The sequence below is a fragment of the Nonomuraea sp. NPDC049625 genome (genome assembly GCF_040675285.1).
GTDB classification, from domain to species: domain Bacteria; phylum Actinomycetota; class Actinomycetes; order Streptosporangiales; family Streptosporangiaceae; genus Nonomuraea; species Nonomuraea angiospora_A.
Genome location: NZ_JBFAOQ010000001.1, coordinates 1,402,525 through 1,418,915 on the forward strand (window position 1 = coordinate 1,402,525; position 16,391 = coordinate 1,418,915).

General features: G+C 67.7%; 18 protein-coding genes. 14 read left to right on the top strand and 4 right to left on the bottom strand.

The window, feature by feature from the left end; genetic code table 11:
- Positions 1–41 precede the first annotated feature (41 nt).
- The 4 genes from AB0J87_RS06800 to AB0J87_RS06815 are packed head-to-tail and all read right to left on the bottom strand — an operon-like array spanning position 42 to position 4,082.
- The gene (locus AB0J87_RS06800; protein ID WP_363962927.1) at positions 42–1,490 is read right to left on the bottom strand and encodes a dihydroorotase family protein; all 1,449 of its coding nucleotides are present in this window, start codon (positions 1,488–1,490) and stop codon (positions 42–44) included.
- Positions 1,491–1,504: 14 nt separating this feature from the next.
- Positions 1,505–2,281, bottom strand: coding sequence for an ABC transporter permease subunit (locus AB0J87_RS06805; RefSeq protein WP_363962928.1), 777 nt, complete (start codon positions 2,279–2,281; stop codon positions 1,505–1,507).
- The gene (locus AB0J87_RS06810) at positions 2,278–3,087 is read right to left on the bottom strand and encodes an ABC transporter permease subunit (protein ID WP_350730324.1); all 810 of its coding nucleotides are present in this window, start codon (positions 3,085–3,087) and stop codon (positions 2,278–2,280) included. Before AB0J87_RS06810 ends, AB0J87_RS06805 begins: the two co-directional genes overlap by 4 nt.
- Positions 3,084–4,082, bottom strand: a complete 999-nt coding sequence (locus tag AB0J87_RS06815) for an ABC transporter substrate-binding protein (RefSeq protein WP_363962929.1) — start codon at positions 4,080–4,082, stop codon at positions 3,084–3,086. The genes AB0J87_RS06810 and AB0J87_RS06815 overlap by 4 nt, the downstream gene beginning before the upstream one ends.
- A gap of 539 nt (positions 4,083–4,621) precedes the next feature.
- On the opposite strand from AB0J87_RS06815, the gene AB0J87_RS06820 reads away from it, so the two are divergent.
- From AB0J87_RS06820 to AB0J87_RS06885, 14 genes are all read left to right on the top strand, one after another.
- On the top strand, positions 4,622–7,360 hold the full coding sequence (locus AB0J87_RS06820) for a nitrate- and nitrite sensing domain-containing protein (RefSeq protein ID WP_363962930.1): 2,739 nt from the start codon (positions 4,622–4,624) through the stop codon (positions 7,358–7,360).
- Positions 7,357–7,779 carry a roadblock/LC7 domain-containing protein gene (locus AB0J87_RS06825; protein WP_185071550.1) on the top strand — a complete coding sequence of 141 codons (423 nt, stop codon included), beginning with the start codon at positions 7,357–7,359 and terminating at the stop codon, positions 7,777–7,779. Before AB0J87_RS06820 ends, AB0J87_RS06825 begins: the two co-directional genes overlap by 4 nt.
- A 146-nt stretch (positions 7,780–7,925) precedes the next feature.
- Positions 7,926–8,234: a DUF742 domain-containing protein gene (locus tag AB0J87_RS06830; RefSeq protein WP_319719344.1), complete on the top strand. Its 309-nt coding sequence runs from the start codon at positions 7,926–7,928 to the stop codon at positions 8,232–8,234.
- 7 nt (positions 8,235–8,241) lie between these two features.
- Positions 8,242–8,802: an ATP/GTP-binding protein gene (locus tag AB0J87_RS06835; protein WP_350730330.1), complete on the top strand. Its 561-nt coding sequence runs from the start codon at positions 8,242–8,244 to the stop codon at positions 8,800–8,802.
- 57 nt (positions 8,803–8,859) lie between these two features.
- Positions 8,860–10,407, top strand: a complete 1,548-nt coding sequence (ffh, locus tag AB0J87_RS06840) for a signal recognition particle protein (RefSeq protein WP_350730332.1) — start codon at positions 8,860–8,862, stop codon at positions 10,405–10,407.
- Positions 10,408–10,924: 517 nt separating this feature from the next.
- The gene (rpsP, locus tag AB0J87_RS06845) at positions 10,925–11,365 is read left to right on the top strand and encodes a 30S ribosomal protein S16 (RefSeq protein ID WP_350730334.1); all 441 of its coding nucleotides are present in this window, start codon (positions 10,925–10,927) and stop codon (positions 11,363–11,365) included.
- A 1-nt stretch (position 11,366) separates the two neighbouring features.
- Complete coding sequence (locus AB0J87_RS06850; RefSeq protein ID WP_113699978.1) at positions 11,367–11,612, top strand: RNA-binding protein; 246 nt, start codon at positions 11,367–11,369, stop codon at positions 11,610–11,612.
- A 64-nt stretch (positions 11,613–11,676) separates the two neighbouring features.
- Positions 11,677–12,177, top strand: a complete 501-nt coding sequence (gene rimM / locus AB0J87_RS06855; protein ID WP_363963114.1) for a ribosome maturation factor RimM — start codon at positions 11,677–11,679, stop codon at positions 12,175–12,177.
- Entirely contained in the window at positions 12,177–12,956 is a 780-nt protein-coding gene (gene trmD, locus AB0J87_RS06860) for a tRNA (guanosine(37)-N1)-methyltransferase TrmD (protein ID WP_350730336.1), read from the top strand. Before rimM ends, trmD begins: the two co-directional genes overlap by 1 nt.
- A 137-nt stretch (positions 12,957–13,093) precedes the next feature.
- Entirely contained in the window at positions 13,094–13,456 is a 363-nt protein-coding gene (rplS, locus tag AB0J87_RS06865; protein ID WP_185071559.1) for a 50S ribosomal protein L19, read from the top strand.
- A gap of 193 nt (positions 13,457–13,649) precedes the next feature.
- Positions 13,650–14,456 (top strand): signal peptidase I, encoded by an 807-nt coding sequence (lepB, locus tag AB0J87_RS06870; RefSeq protein ID WP_363962933.1) that lies wholly within the window; start codon positions 13,650–13,652, stop codon positions 14,454–14,456.
- Positions 14,456–15,052, top strand: a complete 597-nt coding sequence (gene lepB, locus AB0J87_RS06875; RefSeq protein WP_363962935.1) for a signal peptidase I — start codon at positions 14,456–14,458, stop codon at positions 15,050–15,052. The genes lepB (AB0J87_RS06870) and lepB (AB0J87_RS06875) overlap by 1 nt, the downstream gene beginning before the upstream one ends.
- 52 nt (positions 15,053–15,104) lie before the next feature.
- Positions 15,105–15,773: a ribonuclease HII gene (locus tag AB0J87_RS06880; protein WP_350730342.1), complete on the top strand. Its 669-nt coding sequence runs from the start codon at positions 15,105–15,107 to the stop codon at positions 15,771–15,773.
- 39 nt (positions 15,774–15,812) lie between these two features.
- Complete coding sequence (locus AB0J87_RS06885; protein WP_026215037.1) at positions 15,813–16,136, top strand: DUF2469 domain-containing protein; 324 nt, start codon at positions 15,813–15,815, stop codon at positions 16,134–16,136.
- Positions 16,137–16,391 lie beyond the last annotated feature (255 nt).

Below are 16,391 nucleotides of genomic sequence, written 5' to 3' on the forward strand. Positions count from 1 at the left end.
GCGTACCCGAGGAATGATCGTCTTTGCAGGCGCACGCGCTTTCAGGCGGGCCGGGACACGTAGCGGCCCACCGGCCGGCCCACGATCTTGCCTGCGTCGAGCACGTGGTTGCCGCGTACGAACGTGTCGGTGACCTTGGCGGTCAGCTCGAACCCCTCGAACGGCGTGTACTCCTGCGTCGACTCCGAGTCCTGGGCGCGAACCGTCCAGGTCTGCCCGGGGTCGACCAGGCAGATGTCGGCGTCGAAACCGGGGGCGATGGTCCCCTTGGTGCGCAGGCCGTACCGCTTGGCGGGGTTCCATGAGGTCAGCGCGGCGATCCTGCCGTACGGCAGGCCCCTGCGGCGGCCTTCGGTGACCAGGCCGGGCAGCAGGTACTCGGCGCCGCCGAACCCTGCCTTGGCCACGAAGACGTTGTCGCTCGGCTCGCCGAACTTGAGCTCCTCGCGGCAGCAGGCGTGGTCGCTGACCACCCAGTCCACGGTGCCGTCGAGCACGTGTCCCCACAGCGCCTCGACGTCCTCGCGGGGCCTGATCGGCGGGTTGACCTTGGCCCCGATGCCGCTGGCCGTGTCGATGTCGGCGAGCAGGTGACCGATCGTGACCTCGCGGCGGAAGTCGATGTGGGGGAACGTCGCCGCCATGCGGACGGCGGCGTCCAGGGCCTTGGCGGAGGACAGGTGCAGCAGGTTGACGTTGGCCAGGCCCGTCTCGTGGGCGAGGTAGGAGGCGATGAAGACGGCCAGCCCCTCGGAGTGCGGCGGGCGCGAGGCGCTGTAGGCGGCCAGGCCGCTCAGGTCCCCGGCCTCCTCCACGAGCTTCGTGTACGCGGTCATGATCTCGGCCGTCTCGCAGTGCAGCGACAACGAGATCTCGCCCGCCAGCTCGGGCAGCCGCTCCCTGGCCGCCTGCACGCCGCGCATCACGAACTCGAAGTGCGCGTAGTCGTAGCGCTCGCCCTCCGGCAGCATGAGGAACGCCCGCTGGTCGTCGGAGCGCCCGTGCAGCCCGTGCCCGCCGTAGAACATGAAGATCTTGAACGACGGCACCCCGAACCGCTCGACCAGGTCGGGCAGCTCGCCGATGTGCCCGCTCGACATGGGCGCCAGGTGGAAGCCGTAGTCGACGTAGGCCCGGCCCTCGGCCTGCCTGAGCACCTCCGGGAAGAACTCGGCGTAGGAGCCGCCCCTGTTGAGGTAGTACTGGCCGGTCCGCATGTAGGTGAGCGCCGTCGTCACGCCGCCCTGGGCGCTGGCCCGGCTCTCCGACTCGGTGTCCTCGGGCAGCGGGTTGTAGATGCCCCAGTGCTGGTGGGCGTCGACGACTCCGGGGAAGGCCAGCTTGCCGCCGCCGTCGATCACCTCGCCGGCGGCGGACTGGCCCGGCTCCACCCGTACGATGCGGCCGTCCGCGATGGCGATGTCCGCCTCCACGGGGTCGTCGTGTTCGTGGGTGACAACCTTCACGTTCTTCAACAACAGGTCGGTCACAGCAGTGGTCTTTCCTATGCGAGGCGGTAGGCGTGGCGGTGCCAGGACAGCACGCGCCGCTCCACCGTGAGGAACAGTGAGTTGAATGCGAAGCCCAGCACGCCGAGCAGCACCACGTTGGCCCAGATGGCGGGCATGTCGGCGGCGCTGACGGCCATGTTGAGGAGATAGCCGAATCCCTCGGTGCTGGCCTTGAGCTCGGAGATGACCATGAGGATCAGCGCCAGGGAGACGCTCAGGCGCAGGCCCGCGAAGATCTTCGGTGCCGCGGCGGGCAGGATGATCCGGAAGAACCGCAGGTGGGCGGGCACACCGAAGACGGCCGCGGTCTCGACCTTCAGCATGTCGAGGTTGCGCGCGCCGTCGATGGAGTTGAGCAGGATCGGCCAGACGATGCCGAACACGATGGTCGCGACCTGCACCTGCGGGCCGATCTGGAAGAGCACGAGGAAGATCGGCAGCATCACGGGAGGCGGTACGGCCCGGCCGAACTCGATCAGCGGTTCGACGATGTCGGCCAGCCAGGGGGTCCTGCCGATCGCCACGCCGAGGCCCACGCCCACGACCACGGCGATGGCCCAGGAACCGACCACCCTGATCAGGCTGGGCAGGAAGTTGTGGACCGCCTCTTCGGTGAAGACGTAAGGCCCGGAGAGCCACATCTCGTACATCCGAGAAAGGATCAGGGTCGGTCCGGGGAGAAACGGAGTGGCGAGCGCCCCCGCGAGCAGCTCCCAGCCGAAGAACATGACCGGGACCAGCCACAGGCGCTTGACCAGGGTGAGAATCATGTGTTCCGCCACCTGAACAGCCGGCGCTCGGCGCGCGCGAGCAGGATGTTGACGACGAGACCGATCACGCCGGCCCAGATCAGGACCGCGACGACATCGATCAGCGCGTCCATGCCGATGCCGGTGCTCGCCTCGATGAGGAAGCCTCCGACGCCGACCGAACCGCCCACGATGTACTCCACGCTGATGGCCAGGATGAGCGTGATGGAGGCGGCCAGCCGGACGCCCGTCGCGATGAAGGGCGCCGCGCTCGGCAGGGCGACCCGCCAGATCACCGCGCCGGGGCCGAACCCGAACGAGCGCAGCGTCTCCTTGCCCAGCGGGTCCACGTCACGCACGCCGTACAGGGTGTTGATCAGGATCGGCCAGGAGGCGGCGAACACGATGAGCGCCACCTTGGCGTTGATCTCCGGCTGGAAGAAGAACAGCGCCAGCGGGATCAGCGCCACCGAGGGGATGGGTCGCAGGAACTCCACGAACACCCGGGTCATCTCCTCGACCACCGGGACCGTTCCCAGCAGCAGCCCGATCGGGACGGCGATCAGGACGGCCAGCGGCAACCCGATGACCGCGGCCGTGAGCGTGCCCCCGATGTCCCCGAGGAACTCCGGGTCCACGGCCAGGGAGAACGTCCTGGCCAGGGTTTCCGCGGCCGGAGGCATCCACTTGAACAGGCCCGTCATGCCGAGAAGCTGCCAGGCAAGCAGAAAACCCGCCACGCCGATGGCGTGGCGGGTGTATTTGGCCAGCTTGGCGCGGGCGAGCGGGTGCTGCCCGCGCCGCGCCGGGTTGATCGTGGTCATCATCCCTGAGGTGCTGCGTAGATCATCGAGTTGACGTCCATCTTCTGCTTGAGCAGGCCGGAGTCGAACATCAGGTCGGCCACCCGCTGGATGCGCTGGGAGTTCAGCGAGGTCGGGTAGGCGCCGAGGTTGATCGTGGCGGCGGTCTCAGCCGGGATCTTGGTGAAGGTCGGCAGGACCTTGGTGACCGCGCTCCGGTCGGTGGCGGCGATCTGCTGCGCCTTGGCCATGGCCCGCTGGAAGGCGGCCAGGGTCTTGGGGTTGTTCTGCGTCCACTTCTCCGTGGCCGCCCAGCCGGTGATGGGCAGACCGTCGGTCGGGCCGGACATGGTGTCCAGCAGCATGGTGGCGCCGATCTCCTTCTTCGCCTGGCTGACGTACGGGTCCGTCATCCACACGGCGTCGACGCTGCCCTTGTCCAGCGAGGAGATCCATTCCGTCGTCGGGATCACGACGTAGGTGATGTCCTTGCCGGGGGTGGGGTCGAGACCGGCGATCTTGAAGTGGGGGCTCATCGTGAGCGTGCCCAGACCACCGACGATGTTGACGCCGATCTTCTTGCCCTTCAGGTCGGCGACCTGCTTGATGGGGGAGTCCTTCTTGACCATGATGCCGAAGGCCCCGGGCGCGCCCTGGTAGGAGTCCGCGATGTACTTGAACTTCTCAGTGCCGGCCTGCTGGATGGTCAGGATGGTGGCGTAGCTGCCCAGCACCACGTCCATCTGGCCGTTGGCGAGCTTGGGGAGCACCGCCTGCGGAGCCTGGATGGGCTCCTGCTTGACGTTGAGGCCCTCTTCCTTGAAGAAGCCGCGCTCCATGGCGATGAACAGTGGCGCAGAGTCCGCACCCGGATACTGTCCGACCAACAGGTCGGTTTTCATGCCACCGGCGGCGGAACTCGCGCTTTCTGGTTTGTCGCCGGAACTTGAACACCCGGTGATGACGAGGGTGCTCACAAGCCCAATCAGGGCACTACGCCCTAATGCACCGAACCGCATTACGCGTCTCCTTATGAACCCATGGGGGTGGGGGTGTTGGTAACTGAGGGTGTCAGCGACGGTCGAACCCTAGCGCAGGCCGTAGTTCCCGATGCACCGGGAACCCCTAAAATTAACAAGATATATCACCATATGTGGCGATATATCCCTTTTGTCCGATTAATATCTCGGGCCTGGCTTGACTTCTAGGGCCTGTGGCAGGTGTTGTGATTTGCGTAAAATGTGCAGCTGTGTGTCGACCGTGATCTTTGCGCTATTGGCCGATCTCGTGTTGATGTGCTCCAATAAGCTCTCGCCCCAAGGGTGCGTCGGCGTCACACCGCAAACACCTGCATAACGTGATCTTCGTGCACCAACCGTCCGAGGAGAGGTTGCGGAGGCAAGTGAAGAGTGTTGTCCCCTCTGTGGGCGGGGATCCGGGCTTAATAGAGGAAGCCCCCCGACATGCGTCCGGGGGACCCCAGCCGGTCGCCCCTGGCGTTGCGGGCGAAGCCGGAAAGGCTCGGACGGGATCGCGTTTCTCCCTGCGTAACTGGCGTGTGCGCTCCAAGCTGCTGGTCCTGGTCGTCATCCCGACCCTCGCCGCGCTCGTGCTCGGTGGCCTGCGTGTCACCACCTCGATCGCGAGCGCCAGCGACTACGCGCAGGTCAACGAGGTCGCCGTGCTGGCGAGCCGGCTGACCGCGCTCGCGCACGAGGTCGAGGTGGAGCGTGACTACACCGCGCGCTTCGTCGCCCTCGGGCGCAAGGCCGGCCGGACCGAAGTGACCGATCAGTACGAGCCGGTCAACAAGCTCGTCGCCGAGGTCAAGGGCAGCGTCGACGCGCTGGCGACCTCCGACAGCCCTCAGGCGCCCGAGGCCCTGCGCATCAAGAACCGTCTCAACGAGCTCGACACCGCGCGTAAGAACGCGATGGACTCCCAGCTCGACGTGAACTCCGTCATCGAGCTCTACGACCGGTTCATCACAGACCTCCTCTCCCTGAACGACACCATCGACCAAGGTGCGGTCGACAAGGAGCTCTCGGCGAGCGTCTCCGGCTTCGCCGCCCTCTCCCGGGCCAAGCAGTACGTCTCCACGCAGCGCGCGCTGCTCGTGGCGGCCCTGGCCACCCGGGAATTCGGTCGGGTGGAGCTTGACTCCTTCATCGCCGCGCGCGCCCAGAAAAACAGCGAGCTGGCCACCTTCCGGGCGCAGGTCCCCCTTGAGCTGCGCCAGGCGTACGACGACACCGTCAGCGGCAAGGCCGTCGACCGCGCGGAGATCCTGGCCGCCCGAGCCCTGTTCCTGCAGAGCCTGGGGCAACCACGGAACGTGTCGGACCCGAAGCTCGGGCTCACCCGTGACGGCAAGGACTGGTTCGCCGCCATCAGCGAGACCGTCGACGGGATGCGCAAGGTCGAGCAGCGCGTGGCCGACTCGATCGTGCTCCGCAGCCGCACCCTGGAAGGGTCCGAGCAGCAGAGCGCTGTCATCGTCGCGGTCGGCATCCTGATCCTGCTCATCCTCGTGCTGCTGGTCACCGTCTTCATGGCGCGCTCGCTGAGCGGCCCCCTGCGCAGGCTGCGCAGGGAGGCGCTGTTCATCGCCGGTCGCCGCCTGCCCGACACCGTGCGCCAGCTCCGTGAGTCCGAGTCGGTCGAGAGCGTCGACGTCCAGCCCATCGGCGTCGCCTCTCAGGACGAGATCGGTGAAGTCGCGCGGGCGTTCGACGAGATCCACCGCGAAGCGGTCCGGCTGGCGGGCGAGGAAGCCCGCCTGCGAAGCAACGTCAACGCGATGTTCGTGAACCTGTCGCGGCGCAGCCAGACGCTGGTGGAACGCCAGATCACCCTGATCGACGGGCTGGAGCAGGGCGAGCAGGACGAGCAGCGACTCGGCAACCTGTTCAAGCTGGACCACCTGGCCACCCGCATGCGGCGTAACAGCGAGAACCTGCTGGTCCTCGCCGGCCAGGAACCGCCCCGCCGCTGGAGCAAGCCCGTCAAGCTGGTCGACGTCGCCCGCGCCTCGCTGTCCGAGGTCGAGAACTACGAGCGGGTCGTCCTCCAGGTGCCCGACGGCGTCGCCGTGGCCGGCCAGGCCGTCAACGACGTCATCCACCTGCTGGCCGAGTTGATCGAGAACGCCCTGTCGTTCTCGCCGCGCGAGACCAGGGTGACCGTCTCCGGCAGCCGGATCGACGGCGGCGGCGTCATGCTGTCGATCAGCGACTCCGGCATCGGCATGACCCCGGACGAGCTCACCATCGCCAACGACCGCCTCATGGACGCCCCCACCGTGGACGTGTCCGTGTCGCGCCGCATGGGCCTGTTCGTGGTCGCGCGTCTGGCCCACCGCCACGGCATCCGGGTGCAACTGCGCCCCCACGGCACCGGCGGTCTGACCGCCATGGTCCTGATGCCGGAAGCGCTGCTCGGCTCGCAGGCTCCCGCCTACGCGACCCCCGGCGGCACCGGCATGGGGACGCTGGACTCGTTCGACGAGAGCTTCGGCGCCCGTTCGCCCATGCCTTCCATGCCGCCGATGCAGCAGCCCCCCATGCCGCCCGTGCCGCCGCCGCCCACCCCCCAGTGGGGTCCGGGAGGCTACCAGCCCGGGCCGGGGCACCCGTCGTTCCCCTCACAGCCGTCCTTCTCGGCCCAGCCGAGCGTGGACGTGGGCTGGCCGGCCGACCCGCGCAGCAGCAGCGGCGGCTACGACACCTCTGACGTCTGGGTGCCGGCGCGCAACTCCAACAGCCGGCCGGGCGAGTGGGGCCAGGACAACGGCAACTCCCTGCCGAGGCGGCCTTTCGGCGGCGACCAGATGGACATGGGGCAGCCGAGGTACGACTTCCCCGAAACGGAGTCGGCGGCGACCGGTCCCATCCCGGCCGTGAAGCCCGCCTCTTCGGGCGACGAATACCTGCCGATCTTCGCCTCGGTCGAGTCGGCCTGGTTCGAGCACGGCAACGAGGGCGCCGCCACCTGGGGTTCCGCCAAGGCCGACGCGGGCTGGAGCGCCGCGGAGGCGGTCGTCGAGCCGGTACGCGACGGTGCGACCGCGGCAGGGCTGCCCAAGCGGGTGCCCAAGGCCAACCTGGTGCCCGGCTCGGCCGACACCGTCTCGGCGCCCAAGGGCGTCGCCCCCATGCCGGCGGTCTCGCCGGACCGGGTGCGCAGCCGCCTTTCGAGCTTCCAGCAGGGGTTCAGGGCGGCACGTGACGACATCAGCGAGGGCAGGACGTACCCCTCCGGTCCGAGAAGTGTTGAAAGCAGGGATGAGCGCGCATGAATGACTTGAGCCAGTCGGCACGTGGGGTGGACTGGTTAATCACCGATTTCGTCAGCACCGTTCCTGGCGTCGCGCACGCGGTGGTCGTCTCCTCAGACGGGCTGCCGCTCGCGGCCTCCGCGGGATTCCCGGCCGACCGGGCTGACCAGCTGGCCGCCATCGCGTCGGGCCTGGTGAGCCTGACGCAGGGTGCGGCCAGGGTGTTCGAGGGTGGGCCGGTCAACCAGACGATCGTGGAGATGCAGCGTGGGCTGATGCTGATCATGTCGATCAGTGACGGCTCGTGCCTGGCGGTGCTGGCGGCTCCGGACTGTGACATGGGTCTGGTGGCGTATCAGATGACGCTGATGGTTGATCGCGCCGGCCAGGTGCTTACCCCGGCTGTGCGCGCAGAGTTGCGCGCCAGCCAGACCAGGTGATGTAGGTGACAGACCCCAGATGGAACAGCGGCGGCTGGGACTCCCATAACAGCGGTGCGTGGGATTCCCAGAACAGTGGGAGCTGGCAGCCTCCCCCTCAGCCGCCGCCCAGCAACGACCCCGCCTCGCCGGTACGGCCCTATGCCGTGACCGGCGGGCGTACCGCGCCCAAGGTCAAGCTGGCCATGGAGGCCCTGGTGTCCTCGGCGACCGCCGAGCACCGGGAGTTCTCGCACATCACCCCCGAATACAAGGCGATCAGCCAGTTGTGCCTGCAGGTCAGGTCGGTGGCTGAGGTCTCGGCGCTGCTGCGGATCCCGCTCGGTGTGGTGCGTGTTCTGATCGCGGACATGGCGGCAGAGGGTTTGGTTCGGGTGCATCAGCCGCAGCTGGAAGCGGGTAGGCCGGACGTCAACCTGCTGGAAAGGGTGCTCAGTGGACTTCGCAGGCTCTAGCCCCGGTTTGACCTCGACGAAGATCGTGGTCGCCGGTGGGTTCGGGGTGGGCAAGACGACCTTCGTCGGCGCGGTGTCGGAGATCATGCCGTTGACCACGGAGGCCGTCATGACCGACGCCTCCAAGGGCATCGACGATCTGGGCATGACGCCGCTCAAGTCGACCACCACCGTCGCCATGGACTTCGGTCGCGTCTCGCTCGATCGCGACCTGATCCTGTACCTGTTCGGCACGCCCGGACAGCACCGGTTCTGGTTCATGTGGGACGACCTGGTACGCGGCGCCATCGGCGCGGTCGTGCTCGTGGACACGCGCCGCCTGGCGGACAGCTTCCCCGCGATCGACTACTTCGAGGAGGCGCAGCTGCCGTTCATCGTGGGGGTGAACGGCTGGGACGGCCAGTACGCCCACAGCGACACCGAAGTGCGTGACGCCCTGACCCTGGCGCCGCACATCCCGATGGTGCGCCTCGACGCCAGGTCCAAGGACTCGGTCAAGACCGCGCTGATCAACCTGGTCGAGCACGCGCTCTCGGTCCGCATGGCCGTGCCAGGCTGGAGCGGCTAGCGGAGCGGATAGGCTGGAGTCTTAGACGTTCATTCGCTTCGAGGACTGGCCAACCACGTGTTCGAGACGCTATCCGACCGGTTGACATCGGTCTTCTCCTCCCTCCGGTCCAAAGGCCGGCTGTCCGATGCCGACATCGACGCCACCACCCGCGAGATCCGCATCGCCCTGCTGGAGGCCGATGTCGCGCTCCCGGTGGTCAAGGCGTTCGTCGCCCAGGTCAAGGAGCGCGCCCGCGGGGCCGAGGTCTCCCAGGCGCTCAACCCGGCGCAGCAGGTCGTCAAGATCGTCAATGACGAGCTGATCGGGATCCTCGGCGGCGAGACGCGCAGGCTCCGCCTCGCCAAGACGCCGCCGACCGTCATCATGCTGGCGGGTCTGCAGGGCGCCGGTAAGACCACCCTGGCCGGCAAGCTGGCCAGGTGGCTGCGCGAGCAGGGCCACACGCCCCTGCTCGTCGCCGCCGACCTGCAGCGCCCCAACGCCGTCCAGCAGCTCCAGGTCGTGGGCGAGCGCGCCGGGGTCGCGGTCTACGCCCCCGAGCCGGGCAACGGCGCCGGCGACCCGATCGAGGTCGCCCGTACGTCGATCGACGAGGCCAAGCGCCTGCTGCACGACATCGTCATCATCGACACCGCCGGCCGCCTGGGCATCGACCAGGAGATGATGAAGCAGGCCGCCGACATCCGCGACGCGGTCTCGCCCGACGAGGTCCTGTTCGTGGTCGACGCCATGATCGGCCAGGACGCCGTCACGACGGCGCAGGCGTTCATGGAGGGCGTCGGCTTCGACGGGGTCGTGCTGACCAAGCTCGACGGCGACGCCCGCGGTGGCGCCGCCCTGTCGGTGCGGCACATCACGGGCCGGCCGATCATGTTCGCCTCCACGGGTGAGAAGCTCGAAGACTTCGACGCCTTCCACCCCGACCGGATGGCCTCCCGCATCCTCGACATGGGTGACATCCTCACCCTGATCGAGCAGGCCCAGAAGACGTTCGACGAGGAGCAGGCCGCCAAGATGGCGGGCAAGCTCACGTCGGGCGAAAACTTCACGCTCGAGGACTTCCTCGAGCAGATGATGATGGTCCAGAAGATGGGGCCCATCAAAAACCTGCTGGGCATGATGCCCGGCATGGGGCAGATGCGCGACCAGCTCAACTCCATCGACGACCGCGACCTCGACCGCATCGCCGCCATCATCCGCTCGATGACGCCCGGGGAGCGCCAGGACCCCAAGATCATCAACGGGTCGCGCCGGGCCCGCATCGCGGCCGGCTCCGGCGTCACGGTCACCGCCGTCAGCAACCTCGTCACCCGCTTCTTCGAGGCGCAGAAGATGATGAAGCGGATGGCGGGCGGGATGGGCATTCCCGGCATGCCGGGCGGTCGCGGCAAGGCGGGCAAGGCGCAGAAGAAGGCCAAGGGGCGGCGCGTCAGCGGCGACCCGCGCAAGGCGGCTCTCGGCAAGGCCTCTTCCGCCGAGGCTCCGGAGGCGGAGCCCAAGAGCGGTGGCCTGCTGGGCAACCTCGGGGGCAAGCTGCCTCCGGGCGTGGAGCTGCCGCCCGGCTTCGACCCCTCCAAGTTCCGCCTGCCCGGCCAGAAGTAACCACCGCCGGGACCCTGCACTCCCGGCGGCCAACCCCGGCCGACCCGCACTCCGGTCTCCGGGGGTGGCGCGCCTCGGGCTCCCGGCGGTGGCGTGCCCCGGGCCCCGCCTTCCCGCTGGTGGACTCCCGGCAGCCCCGTCTCCCTGAGCGCCTGCGTCCGCTCTTTCGTACGGCTGCTCGCCTCGACTTGCCGCACGCCCACCCGGAACCGGTCGCGCGGCCGGAGATCATGCGCCGGCGGGATACCATGAGCGGGTCACTCGCCGTACATGCGGCCAGGTCGCAAGCAGTGCCGAGCCTTCGGGCGCCGATCGGGCGCGGATGGAGGCGACGCGCCGTGACGGAACGTCGATGGCAGTGCCGTGGATCTGGCACAATGGCATGTTGGAACATCGTGGCCATGCGGGTGCCCTCTCATCTCCCGCCGGACGCGCCTGTCCCTGGAGCGTCGTCCCGTCGTGCCCCACTCGGCGAGATGCCGTTCACCCACGCTCGAATGCAGGAGAGACCACACCCGTGGCAGTCAAGATCAAGCTCAAGCGGCTCGGCATGATCCGCAACGCTCAATACCGCATCGTCGTCGCCGACAGCCGCACCAAGCGTGACGGCCGGGCGATCGAGGAGATCGGCCTGTACCACCCGAAGGACGACCCTTCGCGCATCGAGGTCAACGCCGAGCGTGCGGCCTACTGGCTGGGGGTCGGCGCGCAGCCGACCGAGCCCGTCCTCAAGCTGCTCAAGCTCACCGGCGACTGGCAGAAGTTCAAGGGCGAGCCCGCCCCTGCGCCGATGAAGGTCGCCGAGCCCGCGCCTGACCGTCACGCCCTCTACGAGGCCGCGGCCAAGGAGGCGCTGTCCGGTGGCGACACCGGCACGGCCGCCACCACGCCGAAGAAGGCCAAGAAGAAGGAAGAGGCTGAGGCCCCCGCCGAGACCCAGGCCGAGGGCGAGGCCTGACGTGCTCGAGGAGGCTCTCGAGCACCTCGTCAAGGGCATCGTCGAACATCCAGACGATGTCCGGGTCCGCGCACGCCGCATTCGCAGCGGGCGCGTCCTGGAGGTCCGGGTGCACCCCGAGGACCTGGGCAAGGTCATCGGACGCGGCGGGCGCACCGCCAAGGCGCTGCGCACCGTTGTGAACGCCCTGGCCGACGGGAAGTACGTACGGGTCGACCTGCTCGACCTGCACGAAACAGTCCGTTAGCGTCAGGTTTCCGCGCCCTCATCGGCTTTGCGGCCGATGGGGGCGCTTGCGTTAGGAGTTCATGTTGCAGCTGGTCGTCGGCCGGATCGGCCGTCCGCACGGGGTGCGCGGTGAAGTGTCCGTGGAGGTACGCACCGACGATCCCGAGCTGCGTTTCGCCGTGGGCACGTCCATCGCCACGGACCCCGCCGACAGGGGGCCGCTCGTCGTCGCGGCCCGCCGCTGGCACAAGGGCTTCCTGCTGCTGACCCTCGAGGGGGTCACCGACCGCGACGTGGCGGAGGAGCTGCGGGGCACCATGCTGGTCATCGACTCGGCCGAGGTGGTGCCGTCCGACGACCCCGACGAGTTCCACGATCATCAGCTCATCGGCCTGACGGTGGAGACCGCCGCGGGGGAGCCCGTGGGCGAGATCACCGACGTTCTCCACCACGGTCAGGACCTCCTGGTGGTACGCAGGGTCGGGGCGGACGAGGCGCTCATCCCGTTCGTCAAGGAACTGGTGCCCGAGATCGACCTGGAGGGCGGTCGGCTGGTCGTCGACCCGCCAGAGGGCCTGCTGTGATGCGGCTCGACATCATCTCGATCTTCCCCGAATACTTCGCGCCGCTCGACGTCTCGCTGATCGGCAAGGCCCGCGAGCGCGGCACGCTCGACGTACGCGTACACCAGCTCCGTGACTGGACCCACGACGTGCACAAGACCGTGGACGACACCCCCTACGGCGGGGGGCCGGGCATGGTCATGAAGCCCGAGGTGTGGGGCGAGGCCATCGACGACGTGGCCGGGGACGGCGCGCCGCGGCTGATCGTTCCGACGCCGAGCGGGCGGCCGTTCACCCAGGAGCTGGCGCAGGAGCTGGCGGGGGAGCCGTGGCTGCTGTTCGCGTGCGGGCGGTACGAGGGCATCGACTCGCGGGTCATGGAGGAGTACGGCTCCCGGCTGCGGGTCGACGAGGTCGGCATCGGTGACTATGTGCTGGCCGGGGGCGAGGTCGCGGTGCTGGTCATGGTCGAAGCCATCGGGCGGCTGCTGCCCGGTGTGCTGGGCAACGCCCAGTCGGCCGTGGACGACTCGTTCGCGCCCGGGTCCATGCAGAATCTGGTCGAGGGCCCCGTCTACACCAAGCCGCCCGTCTGGCGGGGGCATGAAGTGCCTGAGGTGCTGCTGTCCGGGCATCACGGAAAAGTCGCCAGATGGCGGCGTGACCAGGCGCTGCGCCGTACCGTACGGAACAGGCCGGAGCTGGCGGCGGCGCTCGACCCCGACACGCTCGACAAGCACGACAGGAAGCTCCTCGAGGAGCTGTCGTTTCGCGTCGAGCGCGAAGATATGGCAAACTGAATCGCTGCCAACCGTCATTTGGTTGGTCTGTCATGCCCGGGAAACGATCCCGGGTTCATCACATCAGCAGGCGTGTCCGCCGCGAGCCACGGCCGGGTGGACCTCCGCGTGCTCGCGAGGACTTGAGGACAGCTCTCATGCACACGAAGATCCAGGAGCTCGAGAAGGCGACGCTGCGCAGCGACGTGCCGAGCTTCCGCCCCGGTGACACGCTCGAGGTTCACGTGCGAGTCGTCGAAGGAAACCGCTCCCGTATCCAGGTCTTCAAGGGCTTCGTGCTGCGCAGGCAGGGCAGCGGCGCCCGTGAGACCTTCACGGTCCGCAAGGTCAGCTACGGCGTCGGCGTCGAGCGCACCTTCCCCGTGCACAGCCCGGTCATCGAGAAGATCGTGCTCGTGACCCGCGGCGACGTGCGCCGGGCCAAGCTCTACTACATGCGCGACCTGCGCGGCAAGGCCGCCCGTATCCGCGAGAAGCGCGAGACGACGGCCGCCAAGTAGCCCGGTCTTTTCGTGGCCCGCGCACTCGCGCGGGCCATTCGGCTTTACAGGGCCGTTTCCTTTATGTGGAGCGACTCGTGCATGGGTGTAACGTCGGTCGAGGCTTGTCGAGCCGAAGCATCATCTAGGCTCGTCAGCGATGACTAGCGAGAGCCAGGAGCACGGCGCGGCGCGCCGCCCTGTCGAGGACGAGGTGGACGTGGTCGCCGAAGAGACTCAGAAGCCAGCAAAAGGCGAGAAAAAGGAGAAGAAGGGGTCGTTCTGGAAAGAGCTGCCCGTTCTTGTCGTCGTGGCCTTGGTGCTGGCCCTGATCATCAAGACGTTTGTGGTCCAGGCCTTCTACATTCCGTCGGAGTCGATGGAGAACACCCTGTTGAAAAACGACAGGGTTCTGGTCAACAAGCTCGTCTACCACACGCGTGACATCGAGCGCGGAGACGTGGTGGTCTTCTCGGGAGTCGACTCCTGGGACGGTGAGTTCCAGATGGAGGAGCCGTCCAACCCGGTCGCGGCCTTCTTCCGCTGGGTCGGCACGGCGTTCGGCATCGTGCCCGGCGAGAAGGACTACATCAAGCGGGTCATCGGCGTCGGTGGCGACCACGTGAAGTGCTGCGACTCCAAGAATCGCATCACGGTCAACGGCACGCCCATCGACGAGGAGAGCTATCTCTATCCGGGCAACGTGCCGTCCGACAAGTTCTTCAACATCACGGTGCCTGAGGGGCGGCTGTGGGTGATGGGCGACCACCGGTCGGTCTCGCTCGACTCCCGATCCCACACCGGTGACGCGGGTGGTGGCTCCATTCCCGTGAGCCAGGTCATCGGGCGGGCCTTCGTGATCGTCTGGCCGTTCAACCGGGCGACCTCGATCGACATTCCGGACACGTTCTCGCAACCGGCGCTTCAGGCGCTCGGTGGCTCCGTACCGCTGGTCGCCGGGTTCGGGCTCGCCGTACCCTTGGTCCTGGTTCGTCGCCGCTGGAAGGGGAAGAGGCGCTGATGGCCGTCACCAAGAAGGCGGAGGGCGTGGGGAAAGAGAAGAAGAAGGGCGGTTTCCGCGAGACGGTGCTGCTGCTGGTCCTGGGCGTGGGCATCGCGCTGCTGCTGCAGGCGTTCGTGGTCGGCTCGTTCTACATCCCGTCCATCTCGATGGAGAACACGCTGCTGGTCAACGACCGGGTCTTCGTCAACAAGCTGGCGGGCAAGCCCGAGCGCGGCGACATCGTGGTCTTCAAGGGCTGGAGCACCGGCGAGGACACCATCAAGCGGGTCATCGGCGTCGGCGGCGACAAGGTGGTGTGCTGCGACTCCAAGAAGCGCATCACGGTCAACGGCACGCCGCTGGAGGAGACTTCCTACCTCTACCCCGGCGATTACGCTTCCGGCGATAAGTTCAGCGTCACCGTGCCGGCCGGAAAGCTCTGGCTGATGGGCGACCACCGCAGCGCCTCGGCCGACTCGCGGGCCCACATGGACGAGGCCGGAGGCGGGTTCATCTCGGAGAACGACGTGATCGGCAAGGCCGTGGTGCGCTACTGGCCGCTGTCCCGGGGGTATCTCTTCTCCCGTCCTGACACTTTCGACAAGGTCAAATAGCGGTCGCTTTCGGTCGCGGTTCGCGGCGTTTGGGGCGTACGCTGCCTCTGTCATGACAGTTGCGTTCCGCCCTCGGCCAAGCGTCGTCCGGCGCGATTCCGGACTCTACGCCTATGAGCGGGCGCTCGCCCGCCGCGGCCTCACCCCCATCGCGGGCGTCGACGAGGCCGGCCGCGGCGCCTGCGCGGGGCCCCTCGTCGTCGCGGCCGTGATCCTGCGCAGGCAGATCGACGGCCTCGGCGACTCGAAGCTGCTGTCCCCGGCGGTGCGCGAACGTCTGTACGACCAGATCGTCCGCGTCTCCCACATCGGATTGGTGATCATCCCGCCGGGGGAGATCGACGCTAAAGGTCTTCACAAATGCAACGTTTCAGGAATGCGGCGGGCTGTCGCACAGTTGCCTTGTGACCCGGAGTACATCCTGACGGACGGCTTCCCGGTGCCGGGCCTCCCGGCGCCGTCACTGGCCGTGTGGAAGGGGGACCAGGTGGCCGCATGCGTGGCGGCGGCGTCGATCGTGGCCAAGGTGACTCGAGACCGCCTCATGGTCGCGCTCGACGGGCGCTACCCGCAGTACGGTTTCGCCGTGCACAAGGGGTATGTCACACCAGGACACCGGCTGGCGCTGGAAACGCACGGGCCGTGTCCTGATCACCGATACTCCTTCGTCACGGTGGCGAGGGGGATGGGTGAAAATGAAATGGGGGCCGGGGTTGCCTGACCAGGCGAACCGGGGGACCGGTACGACAGGAGGACCGCGATGAGCGCAGAAGATCTCGAAAAGTACGAAACCGAGATGGAGCTGCAGCTTTACCGCGAATACCGGGATGTCGTCGGTTTGTTCACATACGTGGTCGAGACCGAGCGTCGGTTCTATCTGACCAACTCGGTCGACCTCGATGTCCGTACCGCGGAGAACGGCGACGTCTTCTTCGACGTGAAGATGCAGGACGCCTGGGTGTGGGACATGTACCGGCCGGCGCGGTTCGTGAAGAACGTTCGGGTGGTCACGTTTAAAGATGTGAACGTGGAAGAACTGGCCAAGGCGGACCTCGAGATGCCCAAGGAGGGGTTCTCGGGGTAACGAGACGGGGGCCGTACCCTCTCGCAGCTTGACCAGCCGTCGGCGGGACGGCCCTGGACGGGCACAGCCAGCACGCGCCCCACAACCTCACCACCAGGCGCCACAGAGACCCCTCGCGGGCCACACGCGTGCTTCCCACCGGGGAACCGCCGCCGTGGACTGTAACCGCGAGCCGTCACCATGGGACTGCAACGGCGAACCACCACCGTGGACTGCAACGGTCAGCCGCTACTGAGGACTGGAACCGGTCAGCCG